This is a genomic window from Nonomuraea maheshkhaliensis, from assembly GCF_039529435.1.
GTDB lineage: Bacteria > Actinomycetota > Actinomycetes > Streptosporangiales > Streptosporangiaceae > Nonomuraea > Nonomuraea maheshkhaliensis.
Genome location: NZ_BAAAMU010000006.1, coordinates 132,920 through 158,136, shown reverse-complemented (window position 1 = coordinate 158,136; position 25,217 = coordinate 132,920). Strand labels below are relative to the sequence as shown.

General features: G+C 70.6%; 24 protein-coding genes. 13 read left to right on the top strand and 11 right to left on the bottom strand.

Going from position 1 to position 25,217, the window contains the following annotated elements; translation table 11 throughout:
• Positions 1–98: 98 nt before the first annotated feature.
• Entirely contained in the window at positions 99–1,781 is a 1,683-nt protein-coding gene (locus ABFX54_RS06760; protein WP_346102332.1) for a glycosyltransferase family 4 protein, read from the bottom strand.
• Between the two features lie 56 nt (positions 1,782–1,837).
• Between ABFX54_RS06760 and wecB the strand changes: the two genes are divergently transcribed.
• Positions 1,838–2,968, top strand: coding sequence for a non-hydrolyzing UDP-N-acetylglucosamine 2-epimerase (gene wecB / locus ABFX54_RS06755; RefSeq protein WP_346102330.1), 1,131 nt, complete (start codon positions 1,838–1,840; stop codon positions 2,966–2,968).
• Positions 2,969–3,022: 54 nt separating this feature from the next.
• Positions 3,023–5,059 (top strand): glycosyltransferase family protein, encoded by a 2,037-nt coding sequence (locus tag ABFX54_RS06750; RefSeq protein WP_346102328.1) that lies wholly within the window; start codon positions 3,023–3,025, stop codon positions 5,057–5,059.
• Positions 5,060–5,123: 64 nt separating this feature from the next.
• Here ABFX54_RS06750 and ABFX54_RS06745 read toward each other — a convergent pair whose 3' ends face one another.
• On the bottom strand, positions 5,124–5,804 hold the full coding sequence (locus ABFX54_RS06745; protein WP_346102326.1) for a hypothetical protein: 681 nt from the start codon (positions 5,802–5,804) through the stop codon (positions 5,124–5,126).
• Positions 5,805–6,187: 383 nt separating this feature from the next.
• Here ABFX54_RS06745 and ABFX54_RS06740 point away from each other — a divergent pair, with 383 nt between their 5' ends.
• The 6 genes from ABFX54_RS06740 (at position 6,188) to ABFX54_RS06715 (ending at position 12,183) form a co-directional block, all read left to right on the top strand.
• On the top strand, positions 6,188–7,726 hold the full coding sequence (locus ABFX54_RS06740; protein WP_346102324.1) for an NAD(P)-binding protein: 1,539 nt from the start codon (positions 6,188–6,190) through the stop codon (positions 7,724–7,726).
• On the top strand, positions 7,723–8,586 hold the full coding sequence (locus ABFX54_RS06735; protein WP_346102323.1) for a PrsW family intramembrane metalloprotease: 864 nt from the start codon (positions 7,723–7,725) through the stop codon (positions 8,584–8,586). Before ABFX54_RS06740 ends, ABFX54_RS06735 begins: the two co-directional genes overlap by 4 nt.
• A gap of 164 nt (positions 8,587–8,750) precedes the next feature.
• Positions 8,751–10,850, top strand: a complete 2,100-nt coding sequence (locus tag ABFX54_RS06730) for a sensor histidine kinase (protein WP_346102321.1) — start codon at positions 8,751–8,753, stop codon at positions 10,848–10,850.
• Between the two features lie 13 nt (positions 10,851–10,863).
• The gene (locus tag ABFX54_RS06725) at positions 10,864–11,271 is read left to right on the top strand and encodes a roadblock/LC7 domain-containing protein (protein WP_346102319.1); all 408 of its coding nucleotides are present in this window, start codon (positions 10,864–10,866) and stop codon (positions 11,269–11,271) included.
• Entirely contained in the window at positions 11,268–11,630 is a 363-nt protein-coding gene (locus ABFX54_RS06720; RefSeq protein ID WP_346102317.1) for a DUF742 domain-containing protein, read from the top strand. The genes ABFX54_RS06725 and ABFX54_RS06720 overlap by 4 nt, the downstream gene beginning before the upstream one ends.
• Positions 11,611–12,183 (top strand): GTP-binding protein, encoded by a 573-nt coding sequence (locus ABFX54_RS06715; protein ID WP_346102315.1) that lies wholly within the window; start codon positions 11,611–11,613, stop codon positions 12,181–12,183. The genes ABFX54_RS06720 and ABFX54_RS06715 overlap by 20 nt, the downstream gene beginning before the upstream one ends.
• Positions 12,184–12,202: 19 nt before the next feature.
• Here the strand turns inward: ABFX54_RS06715 and ABFX54_RS06710 are convergent, their stop codons facing one another.
• From ABFX54_RS06710 to ABFX54_RS06685, 6 genes are all read right to left on the bottom strand, one after another.
• Positions 12,203–12,580, bottom strand: a complete 378-nt coding sequence (locus ABFX54_RS06710; protein WP_346102313.1) for a DUF742 domain-containing protein — start codon at positions 12,578–12,580, stop codon at positions 12,203–12,205.
• Entirely contained in the window at positions 12,577–14,931 is a 2,355-nt protein-coding gene (locus ABFX54_RS06705; RefSeq protein ID WP_346102311.1) for a sensor histidine kinase, read from the bottom strand. Before ABFX54_RS06705 ends, ABFX54_RS06710 begins: the two co-directional genes overlap by 4 nt.
• A 56-nt stretch (positions 14,932–14,987) precedes the next feature.
• Complete coding sequence (locus ABFX54_RS06700) at positions 14,988–15,662, bottom strand: DUF998 domain-containing protein (RefSeq protein WP_346102309.1); 675 nt, start codon at positions 15,660–15,662, stop codon at positions 14,988–14,990.
• A 127-nt stretch (positions 15,663–15,789) separates the two neighbouring features.
• Complete coding sequence (locus ABFX54_RS06695; RefSeq protein WP_346102307.1) at positions 15,790–17,214, bottom strand: xylulokinase; 1,425 nt, start codon at positions 17,212–17,214, stop codon at positions 15,790–15,792.
• Positions 17,211–18,356, bottom strand: coding sequence for a xylose isomerase (xylA, locus tag ABFX54_RS06690; protein ID WP_346102305.1), 1,146 nt, complete (start codon positions 18,354–18,356; stop codon positions 17,211–17,213). The genes ABFX54_RS06695 and xylA overlap by 4 nt, the downstream gene beginning before the upstream one ends.
• Positions 18,357–18,414: 58 nt before the next feature.
• Positions 18,415–18,603 carry a hypothetical protein gene (locus ABFX54_RS06685; protein WP_346102303.1) on the bottom strand — a complete coding sequence of 63 codons (189 nt, stop codon included), beginning with the start codon at positions 18,601–18,603 and terminating at the stop codon, positions 18,415–18,417.
• A gap of 166 nt (positions 18,604–18,769) precedes the next feature.
• Here ABFX54_RS06685 and ABFX54_RS06680 point away from each other — a divergent pair, with 166 nt between their 5' ends.
• Positions 18,770–19,279 (top strand): VOC family protein, encoded by a 510-nt coding sequence (locus ABFX54_RS06680; protein WP_346102302.1) that lies wholly within the window; start codon positions 18,770–18,772, stop codon positions 19,277–19,279.
• A 68-nt stretch (positions 19,280–19,347) separates the two neighbouring features.
• The gene (locus tag ABFX54_RS06675; protein ID WP_346102300.1) at positions 19,348–19,590 is read left to right on the top strand and encodes a hypothetical protein; all 243 of its coding nucleotides are present in this window, start codon (positions 19,348–19,350) and stop codon (positions 19,588–19,590) included.
• Between the two features lie 18 nt (positions 19,591–19,608).
• Here ABFX54_RS06675 and ABFX54_RS06670 read toward each other — a convergent pair whose 3' ends face one another.
• Both ABFX54_RS06670 and ABFX54_RS06665 read right to left on the bottom strand, forming a co-directional pair.
• A complete protein-coding gene (locus ABFX54_RS06670) occupies positions 19,609–20,889 on the bottom strand; it encodes a TIGR04013 family B12-binding domain/radical SAM domain-containing protein (RefSeq protein ID WP_346102298.1) in 1,281 nt (426 codons plus the stop codon).
• Between the two features lie 85 nt (positions 20,890–20,974).
• Positions 20,975–21,553, bottom strand: a complete 579-nt coding sequence (locus ABFX54_RS06665; RefSeq protein WP_346102297.1) for an NADPH-dependent FMN reductase — start codon at positions 21,551–21,553, stop codon at positions 20,975–20,977.
• 86 nt (positions 21,554–21,639) lie between these two features.
• On the opposite strand from ABFX54_RS06665, the gene ABFX54_RS06660 reads away from it, so the two are divergent.
• Both ABFX54_RS06660 and ABFX54_RS06655 read left to right on the top strand, forming a co-directional pair.
• Positions 21,640–21,966 carry a winged helix-turn-helix transcriptional regulator gene (locus tag ABFX54_RS06660; protein ID WP_346102295.1) on the top strand — a complete coding sequence of 109 codons (327 nt, stop codon included), beginning with the start codon at positions 21,640–21,642 and terminating at the stop codon, positions 21,964–21,966.
• Positions 21,967–22,179: 213 nt separating this feature from the next.
• On the top strand, positions 22,180–23,313 hold the full coding sequence (locus ABFX54_RS06655) for an MFS transporter (protein WP_346102293.1): 1,134 nt from the start codon (positions 22,180–22,182) through the stop codon (positions 23,311–23,313).
• Here ABFX54_RS06655 and ABFX54_RS06650 read toward each other — a convergent pair.
• Positions 23,307–23,777: a hypothetical protein gene (locus ABFX54_RS06650; RefSeq protein ID WP_346102292.1), complete on the bottom strand. Its 471-nt coding sequence runs from the start codon at positions 23,775–23,777 to the stop codon at positions 23,307–23,309. The genes ABFX54_RS06655 and ABFX54_RS06650 overlap by 7 nt on opposite strands.
• A gap of 183 nt (positions 23,778–23,960) precedes the next feature.
• On the opposite strand from ABFX54_RS06650, the gene ABFX54_RS06645 reads away from it, so the two are divergent.
• Positions 23,961–25,073 carry a S1 family peptidase gene (locus tag ABFX54_RS06645; protein ID WP_346102290.1) on the top strand — a complete coding sequence of 371 codons (1,113 nt, stop codon included), beginning with the start codon at positions 23,961–23,963 and terminating at the stop codon, positions 25,071–25,073.
• Positions 25,074–25,217: the final 144 nt, after the last annotated feature.

The window sequence follows — 25,217 nt, the reverse complement described above, 5'->3', positions numbered from 1 at the left end:
GAAACAACACTTCATGGTCGCAAAGGTTATCTCAAGTCCACCTAGCTCACGCCTAATGCGACCGAACCTGTCGTAAGAGACAGCCAACACGAAGGTCATCATTCGGCAAGGGACCGGTATAGGGCTTGATAAGTCTCGGCAACGCGGCTCCAAGTCCGCTTCGCCGCCACTTCCGCACGTCCCGCCTCACCCATCTCGGCCCGCCGCGCCGGGTCCTCACGGAGCCCGGCGATGGCCTTGGCCAGCTCGGCGGGATCGCCGGGCGGGACCAGCAGGCCGGCTCCGTCGGAGCCGACGAGCTCGGACAGCGCGGGCAGATCGCTGAGCACGACGGGCTTCCCGAGCGCCATCGCCTCGACGGGTTTCAATGGTGTAACAAGTCGGCAGACGCGCAGATCCTCACGCGGGCAGGCGAAGATGTCGATGGCGTCCTGCGCCTGCAGCGCCTCGTCGGGGCCGACCCGGCCGGGCAGGATGGCGTCGCGCAAGCCCAACTCCTCGACGAGTTCGAGGAGGTTGTCGCGCTCGGTGCCGTCGCCGACGATCAGCACCCGCACGGGGGTGTTCTGGTCGCGCAGCAGCGCGGCGGCGCGCAGTAGGGTCGCGAAGCCCTCGTAGGCCACGATGCTGGACACCGACCCGACCACGATCTCACCGTCGGCGATGCCGTACGCGCTCCTGAACGAGGCCCCGTCGTAGTGGGCCGACAGCAGCTCGTCGTCCACGGCGTTGGGCGCCAGGTGGATCCGCTCGCGCGGCACGCCGCGCTCGACGATCTCGGTGGCCATCGTCTCGGCCAGCGTGACGACGGCGTCGGCCTCGCGCATCAGGAACGCCTCGCGCTCGCGCTGGAGCACGTGCCGCTGGCTGCCGACCCTGATCGGGTCGCGCGAGGCCCAGGTCTCCTCAAGGAAGCCGCGCACCTCGTAGACGAACGGCGTGCCGGTCCTGTCGCGCACGGCGTGGGCGACGGAGCCGTTGCGGTGGTCGGTGGCGGCGTGCAGGACCTGCGGGCGCAGCTCGGTGACCAGCTTGGTGACCCGATCGGCTCCCTTGATCATGCGCCCCTGCATCTCGAACGGCATCTCGCCGTGAGCACCCGGCAGCAGCCGGTAGTAGGGGATGCCGTCGATCTCGTCGTACGGCGTCGCGTCCGCGTGCCCCTGCAGCATGGGCCAGCCCCAGCTGGTTACCACGTGCGGGTCGATGCCCGCGGCCTTCTGCGCGGTGACGATGCGGTGGGTCCTGACGGTGTAGCCGGCCTGCGTGTACGGCAGCGCGTTGGTGACCAGGTGCAGCACCCGGCCCTTGACCCGCTCCAGGATGGCCACCTTGGGCCCAGGCGGGATCGGGTCGGGGCTGATCGCGGCCAGCTCGCCCCGGTAGTAGGCGGCCCTGCGCTTGACGAACGGGTATTTGGCGTGGGCGTCCAGCACGGTGGATGCCTCGCTGACCCGGCCGGCTTCCCAGAGTTCCTTGGCCTCGTTCCACGGCCCCTTGACCACGCGCATGCCGAACTTGCGCACGATGCGCCTGGCCCGGCGAGCGGCCGGCCAGGCGACGCTGCCGACGATGGGGCGCAGGCCCGAGGGCAGCGCGTCGGCGGCGGCCTGCGCCACGCGGACGGGGTCGGACTTGACCTTCGTCACGACCACGCGGGAGACGATGATCGGGTGCTGGACGAAGCCCTTGAGAAGTCCACCGACGCCGGCACGGGCGGACTTCGCGGAGACCCCGTCAGATCTGCGGGAGGAGTCTTGACGACTGGCGTCGGATGCCACGCTGGGACCGTACCATAGGCAGCGTTTTTTCCCTTCCGCTATGAAAGGCGAGGTCAATGAGGGAAAACCCCCTGGTCCTGCACGTTTTGGGCGCTCGTCCCAATTTCGTGAAAGCGGCCCCGGTGGTGCGGGCACTCGGCGAGCTCGGCGTGCGGCAGGGCATCATCCACACTGGTCAGCACTACGACGCGCTGATGTCCGACGTCTTCTTCGCCGATCTCGGCCTGCCCGAGCCGGTGGCCAACCTCGGGGTCGGCTCAGGCAGCCACGCCAAGCAGACCGCCGCCCTGCTCGTCGGCCTTGAGGAGGTCGTCCAGGAGCACGAGCCCGACCTGGTCGTCGTCTACGGCGACGTGAACTCCACGCTGGCCGCGATCCTGGTCTGCGCCAAGCTGGGCGTACGGACCGCGCACGTCGAGGCGGGGCTGCGCTCCTACGACCGCGGAATGCCGGAGGAGGTCAACCGGGTCGTCACCGACGCGCTGGCCGACCTGCTGTTCGCCACCTCGCCGGAGGCGCTGTCGTACCTGGCGGGCGAGGGCGTGCCCGCGTCGAAGGTGCACCTTGTGGGCAACCCCATGATCGACAGCCTGTACGCGGCGCTGCCGTCGCTGGACCCGGCGCCCGTGGTGGCGCGGCTGGCGCTGCCCGCGCGTTACGCGGTGGCCACCCTGCACCGCCCGGCCAACGTGGACACCCCGGAGGCCGCCAAGGAGCTGGTGGACGCGGTGCTGGAGGTCTCGCGGCAGATCCCGATCGTGGTGCCGATCCACCCGCGCGGCAAGGCGCGGCTGGCCGAGGCGGGCCTGGTGGACGGCGAGTCGATCAAGGTGGTCGACCCGCTGGGCTATGTGGACTTCCTCTCACTCGTCCGCGGCGCGGCGCTGGTCGTCACCGACTCCGGCGGCGTCCAGGAGGAGACGACCATGCTCGGCGTCCCCTGCCTGACCGTCCGGCCCAACACCGAGCGGCCGATCACGATCACCCACGGGACGAACCGCCTGGTCACCCCCGCACTGCTGCCTGCGGCGGCGGAGAAGGCGCTGGCCGACGGCGCGGCCACGCCGGCCGGTGAGCTGCCGGTGCTGTGGGACGGCAAGGCCGGGCCGCGCATCGCCACGGTGATCGCCGCCTGGCTGAAGGGCGACAACCTCGCCCCTGCCTCTCAGGGCAAACGCCGCGAATAGCGGCAATGTCCGCCGTACTATGAGTTCCCTCCGCTAAGCGATAGGCGTACCACCATGGCCGATACTCCAGAACAGCCCACCTACCAGCGACTCGGCCCCGTCAACTGGCTGCCGGAAGAGCGCAAGCTCGTCGAGCGGTACGAGGCGGAGGTCACGGAGCTGCGCAGGCGGCTGGAGATCGCCGAGGCGAAGGCGGCGTACGCGACCTGGAAGCTGGAGGCGACCCAGGCCAAGCGGACGTTCAAGCTGGGTGAGGCGCTGGGCTCGAAGAGCCCGGGACGGATCGTCGAGGCGGTCCGCTCGAAGGAGCGGGCGCCCAAGCCGCCGCTGCCGGTCAGCGAGGCCGCCGCGCTGGCCGGCAACCGTCCTCCCATGGTCGAGGTGCCCGCGGTGAAGTGGCCGAACGGCCCGGTGGCCCGGCCCGACCTCAAGGTCGCGGTGATCCTCGACGACTTCTCCAGGATGGCCTTCCGCTACGAGTGGGACCAGATCGAGTTCGGGCTCAAGGACTGGCCGGAGATCTTCGCCGACAAGCGGCCCGACCTGCTGTTCTGCGAATCGGCCTGGCACGGGAACCAGGGCCGCTGGCGCTACCAGATGACCGGCACGAACGCTCCGAAGGAGCCGCTGCGTGAGCTGGTGGCGTGGTGCCGGCAGGAGGGCATCCCCACGGTCTTCTGGAACAAGGAGGACCCGCCCAACTTCGACTTCTTCATCGACACGGCCAAGCTGTTCGACTTCGTGTTCACCTGCGACGGTGACATGGTGCCGAAATATCGGGAAATTTTGGGACATGATCGGGTGGACGTGCTGCAGTTCGCCGCCCAGCCCCGCGTGCACAACCCGATCCAGCAGAACAAGGGCCGCCTGCACGACGTGGTCTTCGCCGGGATGTACTTCAGGGACAAGCATCCCGAGCGGCGCGAGCAGATGGAGACCGTGCTCGATCCGGTCAGGGAGCTGGGCCTGCACATCTTCGCGCGCAACGGCGAGGTGGACGAGAAGTACGCCTGGCCGGAGAAGTACCGGCCGCACATCGTGGGCGAGCTGCCCTATGACCAGATGCTGGCCGCGTACCGGATGTACAAGGTCTTCCTCAACGTCAACTCCGTGCTCGACTCCCCGACCATGTGCGCCAGGCGCGTCTTCGAGCTGTCGGCCTGCTCGACCCCCGTCGTGTCGGGCTGGTCGCGGGCGATCGAGGAGACCTTCGGCGACCTGGTGCCGATCGCGCGCGAGCCGATCGAGTCCTACAACCAGGTGCTGCACCTGATGAACAGCCCCGAACTGCGGGCCAGGATGGGTCACCTGGCGATGCGCGAGGTGTTCGACAAGCACCTCTTCTCGCACCGCGTGGACCAGATCCTCCAGGACCTGGGGCACCACGTGGAGCCCAGGTCGCGCTCGATCTCGGTCGTGCTGCCCACCAACCGCGCCGCGCAGATCGAGCACGCGATCTCGTCGGTCGCCAAGCAGCGGCACCGCCCGCTCCAGCTCATCATGGTGCTGCACGGCCTGGACATCGACCCGGTCGTGGTGGCCGACAAGGCTCGCATGGCGGGCATCTCTGACGTCGTGGTGCTGCCCGCCGCCGCCGAACTGTCGCTCGGCGCCTGCATGAACCTGGGCATCGACGCCGCCGAGGGCGAGCTGATCGCCAAGATGGACGACGACAACCTCTACGGCGAGCACTACCTGTCGGACCTGGTCAGGTCCTTCGACTACTCCGACGCGGAGCTCACGGGCAAGGGCGCGCACTACGCGTACTTCGAGGGCAGCAACACCACGATGTTGCGCCTGCCCGGCCTGGAGCACCGCTACTCGTGGCTGGTGCAGGGAGGCACGTTCCTCGGCAAGGCGGACCTGTTCCGCTCGTACCGCTTCGCCGACATCACCAGGGGCGAGGACACCCACCTCGTACGGCGCCTCAAGGAGGACTCCGTCAAGATCTACTCGGCGGACCGCTTCAACTTCGTCTACTGGCGCAGCGCCGACACCGCGATGCACACCTGGCAGGCCGACCACATCAAGCTGACCAGGAACGCCCAGTTCTCCTTCGTCGGCCGCCCGGACGATCACGTGCTGATCTGACCGCGCCGGGGCGTCCATGGGCGTCCCGGCCGTGTCCGGCACGCCCTCGACGTGTGCGCGCCCGCTATCTGGTGACCCTCGCCAGGTTCTGGTCGGCGAGGTCGGCCAGCTCGTACAGGCCCTGCGGCTTGACCCGCTGGCCGACCACGAGCATCGACATGATCAGCGTCCCGCGCCTGATCATGACGGAGCCGATCTGCGCGTTCTTCTCGTTCCCCGACGCCGTGGTGAGGTAGGCCCGCGACTGGTCGCCCTTGGCCGGCATGCCGAGCGTGCGCGTCTTGTAGCTGACCTTCGTGCCGGCGACGTCGGCGGTGTAGTCGGCGCACTGCTTGGGCAGCGGCTCGGGGAAGGCCGCCGCGGGCAGCGACACCACCGCCTGCGTGATCGAGCCACGGTCGGCCGAGAACGCGATCACCGCGGCGGGCGACTTGGCGACGTCGGGCCGGTCGGCGTCGAGTTGGGCGGCTCCGGCGCACTCGGGGTGCTGCAGCTTGGCCTGGCGCACGGCGGCCAGCCCCTGCTGGGTGGACTTGAGCGAGCCGAACGCCCCCAGCTCGGGCCCGTAGGCGATGCGCATGCCCTTGGGCACCGGCAGCAGGGCGGCCCGCAGCCTGGCGTCGGCCGCCGACGACGGCGTCGTGGCGGCGGGCGCGGGGGCGGCGGCCTTCGGGCTCGCCTCCGTGGATGAGCATCCGGCGATGACCAGTGTGCTCAGAAATATGCCGGGAATCGCTTTGTGCATGGGGTCTCCATTTCACTCCGTCAGCATTTCTGGAAACGCTAGAGGAAGCGGCGAGTAAGGGGCCGAGTAACGTCGCTATTCGCGGTAATCGGTGGCTTCACGAACGATTTCCGATTCGCCCGCGGCAGGATTCCGCCGTCCGGCGCCGGACCGGCCGGGCGGCGCGGGTCGTACCCGCCCGGATACCCACGAGTCGCCCGTTGATGATCTTGACTCTCGTTCGCGCAGCTTGAGCCGCTCCTTCCGGGCGGACGACGAGCTTCGGGCCGTCGCGGGACGCGAGGTCGCAAACGGGCATTCGCCGTAATAGGGCACGCAAAATGTTTCTCGAGGCGCTGCGCGCCTGAGCGCGGCTTTTCTCCTGACCTGCCGATGATCGCGCCATGAGCTTGACTCCGCGCGATCTCGGGATGGATGTCACCATTTCCCGCAGGGACCTCTTCGACGGCGTGGCCCTCGGATGTGTGATCTCGGGCGGCGCGCCGGGGCGGGCGGAGGCGGCCCAGAAGGCCCTGAGACCGCCGGCGGGCTTTGTGGTGCGCGGGGACACGAGTGCGGCGCTCAGCGTGCCGCACGCACTGCGGGACGGGCGGTTCTGGGAGCATGCGGGCCCGTTCGTCCCCACGGGCGAGCGGCACGACCTGGTGGTGGTCGGCGGCGGGCGCGGCGGGCTGAGCGCGGCCTCCGAGTGGCTGCGCCGCCGTCCGCACGACCGGGTGCTCGTCCTCGACAACCACGACGGCTCCGGAGGGCACGCGCCGCTGTGCCGGCGGGCCGGGGCCGACGCGGTGATGTGCGACGAGGAGAGCTTCGGCGCCGACACCCTGGTCAAGCTCACCGCCCCCGGCTGGATCGGCCGGCTGCCGATCGCCGTGCGGGCGCGGCGGGACCTGCTCATGCTGCACGACGACCCGCCCGACTGGCTGCCTGGACTGCCCGCGCAGGCCAAGCAGGAGCGGCTGGCCGGGCTGACGTACGCGCAGTTCCTGCGCGAGGTGTGCGGGGTGCACCGGGACGTGGAGCGCTTCTCGCGGACCATGTCCTGTTCAGGCTGGGGGTACGACACCCGGGCGTTCGGGGCGATCGACGCCTGGGGGACCGGGTATCCGGGGTTCGCCGGGCTCGGGCTCGACCGGGCCGAGCCCTCCCGGTTCAACTCGCCCACCGTGCGGCGGGAGTGGCACGGGCCCGCGCCGGCCCCGGCGGCCCCACGCGACGAGCGGATCGACGAGCGGATCTCGGTGCGGACGTCCAGCCCCGTGGTGTCGGTGCGTGACGGGGTCGTGGGCTACTTCGACGGCCACCAGGTGCTGACCGTCGAGGCCGGGGCGGTGATCCTCGCCTGCCCGAGCGCGGTCGTCCCTTACCTGGTGCCCGACCTGCCCGCGGGGCGGCGGGCCGCGCTCAGCAGGGCCGTACGGGTGCCGTTGCTTGAGGCCGTGGTACGCCTGCGCGATCCAGGGGCGTGGCGGCGGCTGGGCGTCGGGCGGGTGCGGTGGACGGGCGCGTACTGGAACGAGTCGGCGTTCGTGCCGCCCGACGGCGTCCGGCTGCTGGCCACGCCGTGCCGGTCGGAGCTGGGCCCCGGCGCCGGGTCGGCGGCGGGGCGGCGCGAGCTGTTCGCGACGCCGTACGAGGTGCTGGAGCGGACGGTACGCGACCAGTTGGCCCGGCTGCTCGGCCCGGTCGGCTTCGACCCAGGACACAGCATCGAGGCGATCGAGGTACGCCGGTGGGGGCACGCGCTGTCGCCGGAGTACTGCCGCCCGTGGGACGCGTTCTACCCCGACGGCCCCTTCCCCTCCGACGCGGCGCGGGGGCCGTTCGGCCGGATCGCCATCGCGGGGTCCGACAGCGAGCCGGCCGCACGCGGCGAGGCCTCCGTGGTGGCCGCGATCAGGGCTGTGGAGGAACTGACGTGATCAGGACGCTCTGGCTGCGGATCTTCGTGACCGGGTTCGCGCTCTGGCTGGCCACCGTGGCCGTCACCGCCTGGACCGGGAACTCCAACCTGGTCCCGACCGTGGTGCTGTTCGGCAGCTTCCTGGTGCCGGTGACGTTCGTGGTCTGGGCGTACGGGCGGGGCCGCTCGCCGGGGGTGACGGTCGAGCTGCTGTTCCAGGCGTTCGTGGTGGGCGGCGTGCTGGGCGTGCTGGGCGCCTCGCTGCTGGAGAGCTGGCTGCTGCGCCCGTCGATCCTCATGTACGTGCTGGTCGGCCTGATCGAGGAGGGCGTCAAGCTGGCCGCCCTGATCGTCGTCACCAGGTACATGACCAGGCGTTTCACCAGGGACGGCCTGGTGCTGGGCGCGACCGTCGGCTTCGGCTTCGCGGCCTTCGAGAGCGCGGGATACGCCTTCAACGCGCTGTTCACCGCCTCGGGGCTGTCGCTGTCCCAGCTCGTGGAGACCGAGGTGCTGCGCGGCATTCTGACGCCCGTCGGCCACGGCCTGTGGACCGCCATCGCCGGTGGCGCGCTGTTCGCGGCGCGCGGGCGGCTCACCGGCCCGGTGCTGCTGACCTACCTGGGCGTCTCGCTGCTGCACGCGCTGTGGGACTCGATGAGCGCCATCGCCATCGCCATCACGCTGGTGCTGACCGGGCGGCGGTGGCAGTTCGAGCTGCTGCGGATCGGCCGTGTGCCAGACGTGACGCAGTGGCAGGTACACGTCTACACCGTGCTCAACTGGGCGGGACTTCTCGTGATTTCGCTGGTAGCGCTCCTGTGGCTGCGGACGATAGCCGTCTCATCCCGCCGCGAGCGCGAGATCTTGTCCCAATAATCACGGTAATGAACGCCTTGCTCCCACTGCGCCGGAAGCATAATCGGTGCTAGTCTCCTGTGCGATCTTCCGGAGGTGTATTTACACAAGGTGTGGAAATGCCCCCGACTCGAGGTTGGGACATGGGCTCGCGAAACCGGTCAATTCGGTTCAAGATCTTCTTATTGCTACTGCTACCCCTCCTGTCTCTGAGCGCGCTCTGGGGTTTCGTCCTCAACCTCACCATGGGCGACGCCCGATCACTACTCCGCGCGAACACCCTCTACCGGACCATCGGCATCACCTCCACCGACCTGGGCCTTCAGCTGCAGGCCGAACGCGCGCGCTCCTCCGAGGCGCTCACTACGCGTGAGCTGACCGAGGCGCTCAGCTCCCAGCGCGCCCGCACCGACAGGTCCGTGACCGAGTTCCGCCAGGCCGTCACCGAGGCCGGCGACTCCGCCGACGGCAACCTGCGCCAGCCGCTGCGCGGCCTTCAGGCGGCGCTCGACCGCCTCGGCACGATCCGCTCCGACATCGACGGCGGCGTCAGCTCACGCCTGACCGGGCTGAACGAGTACAACCGCATCCTCGACTCGATCTTCCTCGTCTACGACCACCTGGTCTCGGTCCCCGACCTGACGATCTTCCAGCAGGCGTCGTCGCTGCAGGCCATGGGCATGGCCAGGGAGTACGTCGCCAGGGAGCACGCCCTCGTCCTCGGCGCCCTGGCCGACAAGCAGCTCACCGCGCCCGAGACGGCCGCCTTCACCGAGTACGCGGCCTCCAGGCGGTTCCTGCACTCGCGCGGCCTGGCCGGGCTCGACGTGTCGCTGCGCAGGCCGTACGAGCAGATCTTCGCCACCGAGCCGTTCCTGACCTTCGCCACCATGGAGGCGCGGGTCATCAAGACGGGCACGCCGCCGCCCGACGGCGAAACCTGGCACGAGGCCGTCGACCGGCTCACCGCGCGGCTCGACGTCCTCGGCGCGAGCGCCACCAGCACCCTGGCGACCCGCACGTCCGAGGCCGCCACCTCCACCGTGGTCAAGATCTCCGCCGCGGGCGGCGTCGGGTTGATCGCCGTGCTCGCGTCGATCATCATCTCTGTACGCTTCGGTCGTCGCCTGGCCGGAGAGCTCGCCGGGCTGCGTACCGCCGCGGTCGAGCTGTCGCAGCGCCGGCTGCCCGACATCGTGGCCCGGCTGCGCAGAGGCGACGAGGTCGACGTACGGAAGGAGACCAAGGCCATCAAGGTGAGCGGTTCCGCGGAGATCACCGACGTGGCCAGGGCGTTCGGATCCCTGCAGCGCACGGCCGTGCGCGCCGCCGTCGGCCAGGCCGCGCTGCGTCACGGGGTCGGCCAGGTCTTCCTCAACCTCGCCCGGCGCAAGCAGGGCCTGCTGCACCGCCAGCTCGCGCTCCTCGACGGCATGCAGCGGCGTACGCACGACCCCGACAGGCTGGAGGAGCTCTTCCGCCTGGACCACCTGACCACCCGCATGCGGCGGCACGCCGAGAGCCTCATCGTCCTGTCGGGCGCCGCCCCTGGACGCGCCTGGCGCAAGCCGGTGCCCGTGATCGACATCGTCCGGGCCGCCGTCGCCGAGGTCGAGGACTACACCAGGATCGCCGTGGAGGCGATGCCGGTCAGCGCCATCGACGGGACCGTCGCGGCCGACCTGACCCACCTCGTGGCCGAACTGGTCGAGAACGCCACCATCTACTCGCCCCCCGACACCATCGTGCAGGTGCGCGGCGACCTGGTGAGCAACGGCTACGCCATCGAGGTCGAGGACAAGGGGCTCGGGCTGCCGCCCGCCGACTACGCCCGCGTCAACGCGATGCTGGCCGATCCGCCCGAGTTCGACCTGGCCGACAGCGACCAGCTCGGCCTGTTCGTGGTGGCCAAGCTGGCCCAGCGGCACGGGATCAAGGTGCTGCTGCGCCGCTCGCCGTTCGGCGGCACCACGGCCATCGTGCTCGCGCCCCGCTCGATCGTGACCGAGCAGAGCGCGCTGGAGGCGGCGGGCGGGGACGGCCGGGCCGACCTGCCCAGCCGTACGCGCAAGAAGGCGCTCGCGGTCGTGTCGTCGGGGACGCACGCCGGGCTGCCCAGGCGGGTGCGCCAGGCCAACCTGGCGCCGCAGCTCAAAGAGGCGCCGTCAGAGCCGGAGCCCGAGCCGCAGCCGGAACGCTCTCCCGACGAGGTACGCGACCTGTTCTCCGCGTTCCAGCGGGGAACGCAACGCGCCCGAGAAGAAGCCTCTGAGGAGGGGCCATGAGTAAGGGGGAAGCATGAGTGCGCCGACCACCAACACCGGTGAGCTGAACTGGCTGCTGGACGACCTTGCCACCAGGGTCGCCGCCGTGCGCCAGGCGGTCATCCTGTCGACCGACGGCCTGGCCGTGGGTTACTCCAAGGAATTGACCCGTGAGGACGCCGAGCACCTGTCGGCGGTGGCGGCCGGCTTCCAGAGCCTGGCCCGCGGCACCGGCCGTCATTTCGGCGGCGGCGACGTGCGTCAGACCATCGTGGAGATGGAGTCGGCGTTCCTGTTCGTGACCGCGGCCGGCCAGGGCACCTGCCTGGCCGTGATCGCGGAGGCGAACGTGGACGTCGGCCAGATCGCCTATGAGATGGCGATGCTGGTCAAGCGGGTGGGCCAGCACATCACCACCAACCCGCGCGCTGGAGCGTCATGAGCGATAGCCCGCAGTGGTTCGATGAGGAGGCGGGTCCGGTCGTCCGGCCCTACGCTCTCATCCGCGGTCGCACCCGCTCGTCCGGAGACGGGTTCGACCTCGTGGCCACCGTGCGCGCCGTGGGCGATGCCCCCGGCGAGCTCGGGCCGGAACAGCAGCTCATCCTGCGGGCAGCCCGTAGTCCGATCTCGGTGGCCGATCTGGCCGTCGAGCTCGACCTGCCCGTAGGCGTCATCCGGGTGTTGCTCGGTGACATGCGTGACCACGGCCTCATCTCGGTGACGTCGCCCTCCGCCGGAGGGTCGCGGTCGAATGAGCGCATTCTCAAGGAAGTGATCAATGGACTCCGTGCTCTCTGACGACCCTGTCGCGCTCAAGATCCTGATCGCGGGAGGGTTCGGCGTCGGCAAGACCACCCTGGTCGGGTCGATCAGCGAGATCAGGCCGCTCCGCACGGAAGAGGTGCTCTCCGACCGCGGCATCGGCGTGGACGATCTCGACGGCGTCGAGGCCAAGACCACCACCACCGTGGCGATGGACTTCGGCCGGATCACGATCCGCGAGGGGCTGGTCGTCTACCTGTTCGGCACGCCCGGGCAGGAGCGGTTCTGGTTCATGTGGGACGAGCTGTCCTACGGCGCGCTGGGCGCGGTCGTGATCGCCGACACCCGGCGGCTCACCGACTGCTTCCCCTCCGTCGACTACTTCGAGCAGCGCGGCACGCCGTTCGTGGTGGCCGTCAACTGCTTCGACGGCGCGGACCGGCACAGCGTGGACGACGTGCGCATCGCGCTCGACCTGGACGACGACGTGCCGGTCATGCTGTGCGACGTGCGGCGCAGGACCTCCGCCAAGGAAGTCATGATCACGCTGGTGGAGCACTCCCTGAGGACGCTCACCTCGGCGAACTAGCCTCTGCCGAGTGCCCCGCTCAGAGGGCGCGCAGGCCGTTGATCACCTCGCGGAGCAGGCTCTCCGACGGGGTGGCGGCCTTGTCGCGCGGCGGCCTGATCGTCACCAGGCTGTGCTCGACCAGGTCCCCCAGCAGCACGCGCACGACGCCGACGGGCAGGCCGAGATCCGAGGCGACCTCGACGACCGGCCTGTTCTGTCCCGACACCAGGCCAAGCAGCCGGCGGTGCTGCGTGCTCAGCTCGGCCTTGGACGGGGCCGGCAGCCCCGTGGAGACGACCGTCGCCAGCAGGTCGACCTCGGAGGAGGCGGCGGATCTGGTGCGCCCGCGCGCGACCGCGTAAGGCCGCACGACCGGCCCCGCCTCCTCGTCGACCCACTCGTGCTCGCGACTCACGATTCAGCTCCCCCATCCTGCTCACTCTCCTGCCGTCCGCGCTGCCAGCCGGACTGGAGCGAGGAGAGCAGCGCCCTGGCCTCCTCGGGCGAGCGCTCCTCGGCCGGCGGCACGGGCGGCGGCGCCTGCTTGAGCCGCTGCGGCAGACCGGCCTGCCGCTCCCGTTGCGGCAATCCCTCTGGCCGCTCGCGCTGGGACAGCCCGTCGCTCCTGTCGCGCTGGGGCTCCCCGGTTCTTTCACGCTGCTGAGGCAGCTCCGCGGGCCGTTGGGGCGCGTCCTGGGTGCGCTCACGGCGCGGCAGTTGCTGCGGCGGCCTGATCGGGTCGTCCTGCGGCGCGGTCTGCTGCGGAACGGAGTGGGCGGCGCCGGCGGCGGCCCGCTTGCTCGTGCGCACGCGCCGCGGCAGCTCGCCAGGCCCGGTGTCCTCTCTGACGACCGACACGGACACGGGCTCGAACTCCAGCGGCCGCACCGGAGCCGTCATGGGCTCGACCAGCGCGGCGGGGATGAGCACGATGGCGGTGGTGCCGCCGTACGGGGAGGGCTTGACCGTGACCTTCACCCCGTGCCGGTTCGCGAGCATGCCCACCACCGCGAACCCCAGCCGCTCGGTCTGCGAGGGGTCGAACTCGGGCGGGCTGGCCAGGCGGTCGTTGATGGCCTTGCGGGTGGCCTCGTCCATGCCCAGGCCGCGGTCCTCCACCTCGACGGCGAAGCCCCTGCCGACCATCTCGCCGCGTACGGAGACCTCGTTGCCCGGCGAGGAGAACGTGGTGGCGTTCTCGATCAGCTCGGCGAACAGGTGCATGAGGTCGGCCACGGCCGCGCCTGAGACGCCGCACTCGGGCATGGGGTAGACGCGGACCCGCGTGTACTCCTCCACCTGCGCAGCCGCGCCGCTCAGCACGTCCTCGACCGGGATGACCCCGCGCCACCTGCGGCCCGCGGTGCCGCCCGAGAGCAGCACCAGGCCCTCGGCGTGGCGGCGCATGCGGGTGGTCAGGTGGTCGAGCCGGAACAGCCGCTCCAGGGCCTCCGGCTCCTCCGTCTGGCGTTGCATCTCGTCGAGCAGCCGCAACTGGCGCTGCAGCAGCGACTGGCTACGCCGGGCCAGGTTGCGCAGCGCCTCGGAGACGCCCTCCCGCATCCTGGCCTGCTCGACGGCCGCGTCCACGGCCGTGCTCTGCACGCTGTCGAACGCCGAGGCCAAGTCTCTGACCTCGCTGGTGGACTTCTGGTCGACGGGGATGCGCGGCGCCTCGGTGACCAGGTCCACGCTCTGGCCCTTGCGCAGCTTGTCCACCACGTCGGGCAGCCTGATCTCCGCCAGGTCCAGAGTGTTACGGCGCAGCGCCCCCAGCTCACGGGTGAGCTTGCGGCCCACCCGGACCGAGATGAAGATCGAGAACACGACCGCGATCAGGCCGAGCGCGCCGGCGACGCCGGCCCGCACCACGACGGCGACGCCCTCCGGCTCCATCCTGGCCAGCAGCTTGTCACCGGTGCGCGAGACGGCCTCGCGGTACTGCTGCTGCACCTGGTCGTAGACGCCCCGCCACAGGTCCACGTCGAGCGGCTGGCCGCCGATGTAGCTCTCGACCAGATTCTCCATCGTGATGTAGCGCGGCGAGTAGAACAGCTTCTCGAACGGGGCCCGCAGCTCGGTGTCGAGGTTGGCCAGGGCTTTGGGGAACAGGTACGTCCTGGATCCGTCGATCGCGGACAGCATGTGGACGTCGTGCATGTTCGCCCGGCCGTTCGAGGCGATGATCAGGGCGTGCTCGCGGGCCAGCAGCTCGCGTACCTCGTCGGCGGCGATCAGGCCCTGCGCCTGGAGCGCCAGTTCGAGGTCGGTGCTGATGGTCAGGCGGGAGTAGAGGAGGTGGACCTCGTCGGCGACCTTGGCGTACTCGGTGATGAGGGCGCTGGGGGTGAGCCGGCGGCCGTCCACCTTGCCGCGGATGTCGGGCAGCCGGTCGATGGTCTCGAACACCGTCTGGAGCTGCGTCTTCATGTCCTGCGTCAGCGCGGACTGGGTGTCCTCGGCCAGCGCGTGCGTACGCAGCAGCTTGACGCTGTCGTCCACCTTGGCCCTGGCCTTGGTCAGTGCCTCGGGGTCGCTCACGTCACCGGCCAGCCGCTCGGCGGAGGCCAGGCGCTCGGCCTGGACGTCGGAGACCAGGCGGTCGGTGTTGTTGATGACCCCGGTCCAGATGGTCTCGACCTTGAGGAGGCTGAGCGCCTCTCCCGACGTGGTGCCCGCGGCGAAGCCCCACAGCGCGATCAGGGAGACCAAGGGGATGACGAGCAGCGTCGAGATCTTGAATCTGATGGATCTGCCCGATGCCATGACACCTGCTCCCGGATAGAAGATCGCGGGAGAGAATAGCATCGAAACAGATGGTTTTAAGATCGATTAGCGATAAATCTGTGATATGTCGGGAAACTGAGCGCCGCTGAGGTGGCCCGTCCCCACGTCAGCCACATGAGCCAACCGGCCAGCACCGCCAGCAACGTCACCTCGGCGCCGAGCAGCAACCGCTCGACGAGCCCGATCAGCACCCGCTCGCCCGGCATCGCCACGTACGTGATCGCCAGCAGCCCGAACCCGCCGGCCAGGGCCACCCACTCCACGGTACGCGCCACGGGCTTCCAGGCGGCGTCGGCGGTCAGTCTGGGGACCAGCAGCGCGCCCGCGGCGGGCAGGCTCACGAAGGCGGCGACGGAGACGTAGCGGTGGATCTGGGCGGCGAGATCCAGGTCGTGGCCGATGGGCGTGGTCGGGATCACCGCGGCCACCACCAGGGCGCCCGACCACACCATCAGCAACCGCTCCGGCATCCCCCGCACCGGAGCCCCCGCCGACCGCAGCCCCAGCAGCAGCGCCAGGGACCCGATCCCGAGCACCGCCATCGCGATCTCCGTGACGCCCCCGCGGTCGGACACGGCGTACTCGCTGACGGTGACGTTCATGGGGTCGAGGTAGGGGTCGGGGCCGAGCTGGCCCGCCACCACGGCGACCACCGAGAACAGGATCGAGGCACAGGCGATCAGGGGGTAGAGCCTCTTCGCTGCGGTCATGGGGCCTACTCTCCCCGTGCGGGGGGAGGTCTCACATCCGGCTCCTGCCCCGATACGCCCCTGACCCGACCCCTACGAAACGCACCCCTGAGAGTCAGGGCTCTCAGGGGTGCGTCAAGGGCCGGGATCAGTCGAGGATGTGCCCGGTGGCGCGGGCGTAGCGCTCGCGGATGGCCGGGACGGCCTCGCCCTCGTAGGTGGCCGTGTCGGCCGAGCGCCAGTCGGGGGCGCTCGTCACCAGCGTCGCCGCCTGGTAGGCGGCCCCGTCGGCGACGTACTCGGCCGGGGGCGGGACCGTGATCGGCACGCCGAAGATCGTGGGCGCGATCCGCCGCACCGCCTCCGAGCGCGCGGCACCGCCGATCAGCAGCACCCGCTCCGGCCGCATGGCCAGCGCGTCGAGCGCGTCGGCCAGCCCGCACAGCATGCCCTCGACGGCGGCCCTGGCCAGGTGGGCCGGGGTCGAGGTGGCCAGGGTCAGCCCGTGGATGGAGCCGGTGGCCGTGGGCCGGTTGGGCGTGCGCTCGCCCTCCAGGTACGGCACCAGCGTGAGCCCCCCGGCCCCGGCCGGAGCCTCCAGGGCCAGGGCCCCGAGCTCGTCCAGCCCGACCCCGGCGATGCGCGCGGCGGCGTCCATGACGCGGGCGGCGTTGAGCGTGCACACCAGCGGCAGGAAACGCCCGGTCGCGTCGGCGAACCCGGCGACGGCGCCCGTGGGGTCGGCGCTGGGCCGCTCGGCGACCGCGAACACGGTGCCAGACGTGCCGAGCGAGACCACGACGTCGCCGGAGCGGGCCCCCACGCCGAGCGCGGCGGCCATGTTGTCGCCGGTGCCCGGCCCGATCAGCACGGGCCCCGCGACGTCGGGGACGGCCTGCGCGGGCTCCAGCACCCTGGGCAGCAGCGGGAGCGCGCCGACGGCCGCCTTGAGCAGGTCGGGACGGTACGCGCCCGTCGCCGGCGACCAGTAGCCGGTGCCCGAGGCGTCGCCCCGGTCGGTGACGAGCCGGTCGAGGGGCGGCAGCGGCGCGTTCTCCCAGGCCGCGACGCCGAAGGGGACGCCGGAGCCGAGCGCGCCGGCCAGGCGCCAGGTCAGCCAGTCGTGCGGCAGGCAGACGGCGGCCGTGCGCCGCGCGTTGTCCGGCTCGTGCTCGGCCAGCCAGCGCAGCTTGGTGACGGTGAAGGAGGCGACGGGCACCGAGCCGACGGCGTCGGCCCACGCCTGCGGCCCGCCCAGCTCGGCGATCAGGTCGGCGGCGGCCTGGGCGGAACGGGTGTCGTTCCACAGCAGGGCGTCACGTACGACATCTCCGGATTCGTCGAGGCAGACCATGCCGTGCTGCTGACCGCCCACGCTGATGGCGGCCACGCCGTCCAGCCCGCCCGCCTCCTCAAGGGCCCGCAGCAGCGCGCTCCACCAGTGGGACGGATGCACCTCGGTGCCGTCGGGATGCGCGGCGCGGCCCTGCCGCACCAGCTCTCCCGTCTCCGCTTCTCGAATGACGACCTTGCAACTCTGCGTGGAGGAATCGACCCCAGCGACCAGCGTCACCCACGAACTCCTAACAAGTGCTCCAGCGCAAGCTGGTTCAGATGGGTGAAATGGTATCCGCGCCGCGAGGCCACGTCAGGGTCGAAGGCGTCGGAGGCGAGGTCGGCCAGCGTCTCGCCGCGGTTGAGGGTGGGCAGGCCCAGCTCGTCGACGCGGGCGGCCCGGAGCGCCTCCCGCACTTCCGGATCGGCCCTGAAATTTCGGGCTTTTTCGCGAAAGATCAGATATGTCCGCATATTGGCGGCGGCTGAGACCCAGACGTCACCGGAGTCCTCCGTGCGCAGGGGCTTGTAGTCGAAGTGCCTCGGCCCGTCGTAGCCCCCGTGTTCCAGCAGGTCGACCAGGAAGAAGGCGCTCATCACGTCGCCGTGGCCGAAGACCAGGTCCTGGTCGAACCTGGGCCCGTGCTGGCCGTTGAGGTCGATGTGGAACAGCTTGCCGTGCCACAGCGCCTGGGCGATGCCGTGCACGAAGTTGAGCCCGGCCATCTGCTCGTGGCCGACCTCCGGGTTCAGGCCCACCATCTCCGGATGCTCCAGCTCGCCGATGAACGCCAGCGCGTGGCCGATCGTCGGCAGCAGGATGTCGCCGCGGGGTTCGTTCGGCTTGGGCTCGATGGCGAAGCGGATGTCGTACTTGCGCTCGCGTACGTAGCCGCAGAGCAGGTCGATGGCCTCTTTGTAGCGGCCGAGCGCGGCCCGCACGTCCTTGGCCGCGTCCGACTCGGCCCCCTCGCGGCCGCCCCAGCACACGTAGGTGGAGGCGCCCAGCGAGGCGGCCAGGTCGAGGTTGCGCGTGACCTTGCGCAGCGCGTAACGCCGCACGTCGCGGTCGTTGCTGGTGAAGGCCCCGTCGCGGAAGACAGGGTGCGTGAACAGGTTCGTGGTGGCCATGGGCACTTTCAGCCCGGTCTCGGCGAGTGCTTTCCTGAACGACGCGATCGCCCGCTCGCGATCGGGTTCGACGGCGAGCAGGTCGTCATCGTGGAAAGTGACACCGTAGGCCCCCAGTTCGGCCAGACGGTGCACGCTCTCGACGGGATCGAGGGGCGCCCGGGAGGCATCCCCGAACGGATCGCGCGCCTGCCAGCCGACCGTCCACAGACCGAACGTGAATCGATCGTCAGGGGTTGGCTCGTACATGATTCGATGCTCCCCTGGCGATCAGTTGTTCACAAGCACTTGTTCACAAGCACTCGTTTCACAACCCTGAGGGATCACGCCCCACGCTGATCTCCTCCGCGATCTTGCGGAGCTCCGTCACCTCGAGGCCGGGAGCCTTGGGCAGGTTGCGCAGCAACGCCTCCATCACCACCGGAACGGGCTGGCCGGCCAACCTGCCGGCGATGCCGTGGACCGCCCTGAACAGCGCCTCTTCGGTGTCGTGCATCGGCCTCTCCTCGGTCGGGGTCAGATACCCGGAGAACGCTACGGCCTGGGCCCGACACTTCGCTCGATCCCCCTCCAGCGTGTTGCCAGGCGGCCGGTCGGAGCACCCCGCAATTTAGTTGAAGGCTCATATACTTACCCTGGGACACCGCTGAAAGGGGCTGCCCATGCCGGTCCAGCGACTCAACCACGCCGTCCTTTACGTCCGCGACGTGGAGCGCAGCGTCGCCTTTTACCGGGAAGCCCTCGACTTCGAGGTCGTCATGGGCATGCGCGGAGCCGCCTTCCTCCAGGCCCCCGGCTCATCGAACGATCACGACCTGGGCCTGTTCCAGATCGGCGAGAACGCGGCCCCCTCTCCGGCCGGGCGCACCTCCGTCGGCCTCTACCACCTGGCGTGGGAGGTCGACACGCTCGACGAGCTCGAACGCGTCCAGGCCAAGCTCGCCGAGCTCAACGCGCTCGTCGGCGCCTCCGACCACAGCACCACCAAGGCCCTCTACGCCCGCGACCCCGACGGCCTGGAGTTCGAGGTGTCCTGGCTCGTCCCCGCCGCGCTGCTGACCGAGGAGCTGCTGGCCGGCCGCGCGAGCATCCGTCCCCTCGACCTGGACGCCGACAAGCGGCGTTTCGGCGCACAGACCCGAGGCGGCGTGGGCGTGTCCGTCCCGGTCTGAAGTACCGTGGAGGTATCGACCCCTCCCGCGGCGGAGGACCTCCACGGCTGACTCCACGGAGAACGGTCATGCCAAGCGATCCTGATCACGTGCTCGACGCCATCGACGGCGTCGTCGACGAGTGGGAGACGCTGAGCGCGGACGCCATGCGCTGGGCTCCTCCCGAGAGCAAGACCCCTGATCTGCTGACCGAGGTGAGCGAGATCTTCGGTCCGCTCGTCAACGCGTTCTCCCAGGTGCTGCGCCCGATCGGCGACGCGCTCGAACGCGTGATGGACTCCCTGGAAGAGCGCGACGGACCCCGCGACTGACGCCCTACTGAAAGGGCGTCAGGTGGCGCGGCGACGGCGAGCTCTGCGGGGGTAGGCCCTGGCCGTCTCGGCCAGGCGCACGGCGTGCTCGGCCTGCTTGCGCCAGTGGCCGTAGGCGTCGCCGCGCTGGGCCAGCCGGTCGAGCTCGGTCATCGTGGCCAGCGGGATGAAGGCGGGCTCGGCGTCGCGCCACGGCGTGCCTGGCAGCGGCATGAACGTGTGGGTGTGGATGCGCGCCCCGAGCTCGGCCAGGTCGGCGGCGAGCGCCAGCGACCGTTCCTGGTCCTCCTCCGACTCGCCGGGCATCCCGAAGATGAAGTCGACGTTGGGCCGGAACCCGTGCTCGACGGCGATCCTGACCGCGTCGCGCACGGGCGAGGTGTCGTGGCCGCGCCCCGAGGCGGCCAGCATCTGGTCGGAGCCCGACTGGGCGCCGATGATCAGGTTGTCGTTGGCCACGTAGCGCTTGAGCAGCCGCATCGCCTCGGGGCTGACGTGCTCGGGCCGCACCTCCGAAGGAAAGCTGCCGAAGAAGACCCGGCCGTGCGGCGGCAGCTCCTCCTTGACCCCGGCCAGCAGCTCCTCGACCGCGCCGAGGTCGGGATCGGGGCCGGGGGAGCCGTAGGACAGCGAGGTCGGCGTGATGAACCGCACGTCGCGCAGGCCCCGCCCGGCCATCTCGCGCACGTGCTCGCGCACGCTCGCCACCGACCGGTGCCGGAACTGCCCGCCGAACATGAACGGCGTCTGGCAGAAGCGGCAGGTGTAGCGGCAACCTCTGGTGATCTCGATGGGCCCGTTGCGGCCGGTGAACGAGGGGAAGGCGTCGAGCGGCAGCTGCGGCGCCGGCCCCGTGCGCAGGGCGACGCCGTCGGCGTCCCTGACCGCCAGCCCCGGGACCGAGGTGAGCGGCCGGTCCTCCCGCAGCGCCCGGACGAGGGCGATGATCGTGCTCTCGCCCTCGCCGATGCCCGCCAGGTCCCAGCCGGCGTCGATGACCTGCTGCGGCTCGGCGGTGGCGTGCACGCCGCCCGCGATGTGCAGCCCCCTGCCGCCGCTGAGCGACCTGACCGTGGCCAGCTCGGCCGCCATGGCCTCGGCGTCGGGGGAGTAGAACGACCAGAGCACCAGCACCCGATCCGCCTCGCTGTCGCGGATGTGCCGGGCGGTCTCCTCGGGCGTGGTGCCGAGCCGCAGGTCGTGCTCGACCCGCGCGCCGTCGAGGGCGGCGAGCAGCGCGTGCACGCCGTAGGTCACCGCCTTGCGGTATCGGACCACCACGCTCACTGCCTGTGCCACGTCCGGCAGCGTAGCTCAGGCCCCCGACATCAGGCCCCTGACATCATGACGCCGCCGTCATGACTCCGAGATCATGACGTCGGCATCATGACTCCGCCAGCCGCATCGCGCGCAGCGGGCCGGTGAGCTTGGCCAGCTCGGCCAGCATCTCGGAGGCGGCCGCCTCGGAGATCTCGTTCGGCCGCAGCACGCCGTCCTCGATCGGGAGCTGCATCACGAACGGGATGTTCACCGCCTCCAGCACCGGGACCATCTTCAGCGTGCTGACCACCTGGCGCAGCCCCTGCACGGCGCGGGTGCCGCCGGACAGACCGCCGTAGCTGACGAACCCGGCCGGCTTGTGGTTCCACTCGTGGTGCAGGTAGTCCAGGGCGTTCTTCAGCGGGGCGGAGAAGCTGTGGTTGTACTCGGGGGTCACGAACACGAACGCGTCCGAGCGGTCCACGATCGCGCTCCACTCCTTGGTGTGCGCGTTCTCGTACTGCCGCAGCCTGGGGTGGTGCGGCTCGTCCATGAACGGCAGATCCAGCTCGGCCAGGTCGGTGAACTCCACCTTGAACGCGCCGAACGCCTCGGCGCTGCCGCGGAACCAGTCGGCGACCGCTCGTCCGACGCGCCCCTTCCTGGTGCTTCCGACGATGATCTGCAGAACGGGTTCGGTCATGACTGCTCCCAGCGTTGTGCCCAACAGTTGAACACTCAACAGTATTGAGTAACTACACATTATTTAGCAAACGCTAGGATGTCCTCATGAGCCTCGACTCGGTCTGCACCCGCTTCCACATCGCCTTAGAGCTGATCGGCGCCCGCTGGTCGGGGGCCGTGATCCACATGATCTTCAAGGGCGCTCACCGCTACGCCGACCTCAAGGCGGCCATCCCCGGCATCAACGACACGATGCTGGCCAGGCGCCTGCGTGAGCTCGAAGCGGCCGGCCTCGTCGAGCGGCGGGTGCTGCCCACCTCGCCGGTGCGGGTCGAATACCACCTGACCCAGATGGGCCAGGAGCTGCGGCCCGCGCTCGACCAGTTGCTGGCCTGGTCGCACAAGTGGATCCCGGCGCCCGAGTCCGCCTGACCGCGCCGAGCCGCGCCGCCCGTTCCGCTGGAGCCGCTGACGACGGCGGGCGGTGGAGCGGCGCGATTTTCGCGCGCGCACCGGGGGCGTCTCCCCGTAGAATTCATCGCATGACCTGGCGACATTGATCCATAACCAGGGGCCGGCGCGGGACGCGCGGGCCTCCGGGGCGAAACGCCCCCGGAGTCCCTGCTCGTCCCCCTGGAAGGTCCCATGCTCGTCATCTCGCTCTACGTCTACGCGTTCCTCAGCGAATTCGTCCTGCTCTATCCGGTGTACGCGCTGCTGTTCGCCGACACCGGGCTCTCCGTCGCCCAGTCCTCCACCCTGTTCGTCATCTGGTCGGTGACCGGCATGGTGCTGGAGATCCCGTCCGGCGCCTGGGCCGACACCTTCTCCCGGCGGCTGCTGCTGTGCCTCGGGCCGCTGCTGATCGGCCTCGGCTTCGCGTCGTGGACCCTCTTCCCCTCCTCCTGGGTGTTCGCCGCCGGGTTCGTGCTGTGGGGGGCAGGGGAGGCGCTCGTCTCGGGCTCGTACGAAGCGCTCGCGTACGAGGAACTGGCCAGGCGCGGCCAGGAGGGCCGCTACGCCGGCGTGATGGGCCGGGCCACCTCGCTCGGCCTGGTCGGCAGCGCCACCGCGATCGGCCTTGCCTCCCCCGCCCTCGCGGCCGGCGGCTACCCCCTCGTGGGCGCGGCCAGCGTGCTGGCCTGCGTCCTGTGCGCCGCCACGGCGCTGACGCTGCCCGAACACAGGACGCGCGGCGAGGCGCCCGGTTACCTGGCGGTCCTGCGGGAGGGGCTGGCCCTGGCCCGTGGTGATCGCCGCGTGCTGCACGCGGTCCTGCTGGTCGCGTTCGTGACGGCGGTGTGGGGCGGGCTGGAGGAGTACGTGCCGTACCTGGCGGTCGAGAAGGGCGTGGCCTGGACCGCCGTGCCGCTGGTCATCCTCCTGGTCTGGGTCGGCGCCACCGCGGGCGGTCTGCTGGCGGGTCCCGCCGAGCGCCTGCCGGGCCGCCTGTACGGCCCGCTGCTCGGCCTGGCGGCGCTGGCCATGGCCGGCGGCGCGCTCAGCGGCCATCCCGCCGGGTTCGTCGCCGTCGCGCTGGCTTTCGGGGCGTTCCAGCTCGCCCAGGTGCTGGCCGACGTGCGGTTGCAGGCGCGCATCAGCGGCCCGGCGCGGGCCACCGTCACCTCAGTCGCGGGGCTGGGCACGAACGTGGTGACGGTCGGGGTCTTCACCGCGTACGGGGTGGCGTCGTCGTACGTGTCGAACGGGGTGACGTTCGCCCTGCTGAGCCTGCCGTACGTGCTCGTCGCGCTGCTGAGCGGCCGGGCCGGTCAGTAACGGGACGGGATCCGCTTGGGCAGCGGCGGCGGCTCCTCTGCTGAGGCGGGCTGCACCGGCGGCTCGGGCGGCTGGACCGGCTCGACCGGGCGTGGGGCGCCTCGCCAGCGGGAGGGGAAGAGCGAGGCGACCACCAGCACGCACGCCACCGGCAGGGCCCAGCCGGCGAGCAACGCCCGGTACCCCGCCTCGTACGCGGGCGGCACCACCCCGTACGGCGTCACCCAGGGCGCGCCGGCCAGGAAGGCCCCGGCCGGCACCGCGAGCGCGAGTCCCGGCAGCAACGAGGCGAGCGGCGAGATCCTGGACCCCGCCAGCGCGCCGATGACGACCATGAGCCCCGCGAGCAGGCTCGTGGCGAGCCAGCCGTCCAGGCCGGCGTGGGAGACGAAACCCGCCGCGATCAGCGGCGTGGCCAGCAGTCCTGCGCCGGCGCCGAGCAGATGACGAACACCATTACGCACAGAGAACACCTCCAGCCTCGGGACACTACTCACCTCTCCCCGCCTTCGCCTTATAGGCGGCGAATCCCGCATCAAGGACTAGGGCCAAAACGACCCCATAACACCGAAATAGGGCCTTATTGGTATCTGAGCAGGATCCCCAGCAACCGTTAGCTTGACAGCACCCCCACCCGAGGAGTGCACATGTTGAGTAAACGCTGTGCGCTGACAGGCGCGATCATCCTCGCCGTCTGTGTGGCCACCCCCCTCAGCCCAGCAGCAGCCGACCCCACACCCAAGGCGCCACCCGCCATGGTGGACGCGCTCGAACGCGACCTCGGCCTCTCCGAGGAGCAGGTGCACACCCGCCTGGCCAACGAGGAGCGCGCCACCGCCGTCGAAGCGAACCTGACCACCGCACTGGGCGGGTCGTTCGGCGGCGCGTGGCTGAACGATGACGCCTCCAAGCTCATGGTCGCCACCACCGACCCGGCGGGCACGAAGACCATCGAGGCGCAGGGCGCGCAGCCCGTCGTCGTCGCCCGCTCCATGGACCAGCTCAACGGAGTCATGCGCCAGCTCGACCAGGCTCCGCAGAGCGCCAAGGCCGGCGCCGCCCTCTGGTTCGTCGACGTGACGACCAACCTCGTCTCCGTCCAGGCGCCGACCGTGGAGGCCGCGCAGGCCCTCGTCGCCGCCGCGGGCGTGGACAAGAGCGCCGTCACCGTCTCGGCCACGGCCGAGCGTCCGACGACGTTCATCAACATCATCGGCGGCGCGGCCTACTACATCGGCGGCAGCCGGTGCAGCGTCGGCTTCGCCGTCACCAGGGGCAGCACTCCCGGCTTCACCACGGCGGGACACTGCGGCCGGGCCGGCTCCAGGACCACGAGCCCGACGGGCACCTTCCAGGGCTCGTCCTTCCCGGGCAACGACTACGCCTGGGTCGCCGCGCCGAACAACACCGCCACGCCGTACGTCCGCGGCTCCGGCGGCGCGAACGTGACCGTCCGCGGCTCCACCCAGGCCTCCGTCGGCGCGTCCATCTGCCGCTCCGGCTCGACCACCGGCTGGCGCTGCGGCGTCATCCAGCAGCACGGCGCCAGCGTCACCTACGCGCAGGGCACCGTCTCCGGCCTGACCCGCACCTCCGCGTGCGCCGAGCCCGGCGACTCCGGCGGCTCGTTCATCTCGGGCAACCAGGCCCAGGGCATGACGTCCGGCGGCTCCGGCAACTGCTCGGTCGGCGGCACGACGTACCACCAGCCGGTCAACGAGGCTTTGAGCGTGTACGGCCTCACGCTCAGGACCGGCTGACCCCTCGCACCCCCGCGGCGCCTCTCCCCTCCGGGGAGGGGCGCCGCGCCGTCGCACCTCCTCCGCGAATAATCGAAAAAAGCAGCCGCAACAGGTAAAGATTCGCCAGCGCCTCGCTAAGACATGACCATTCCACCCGGTCAT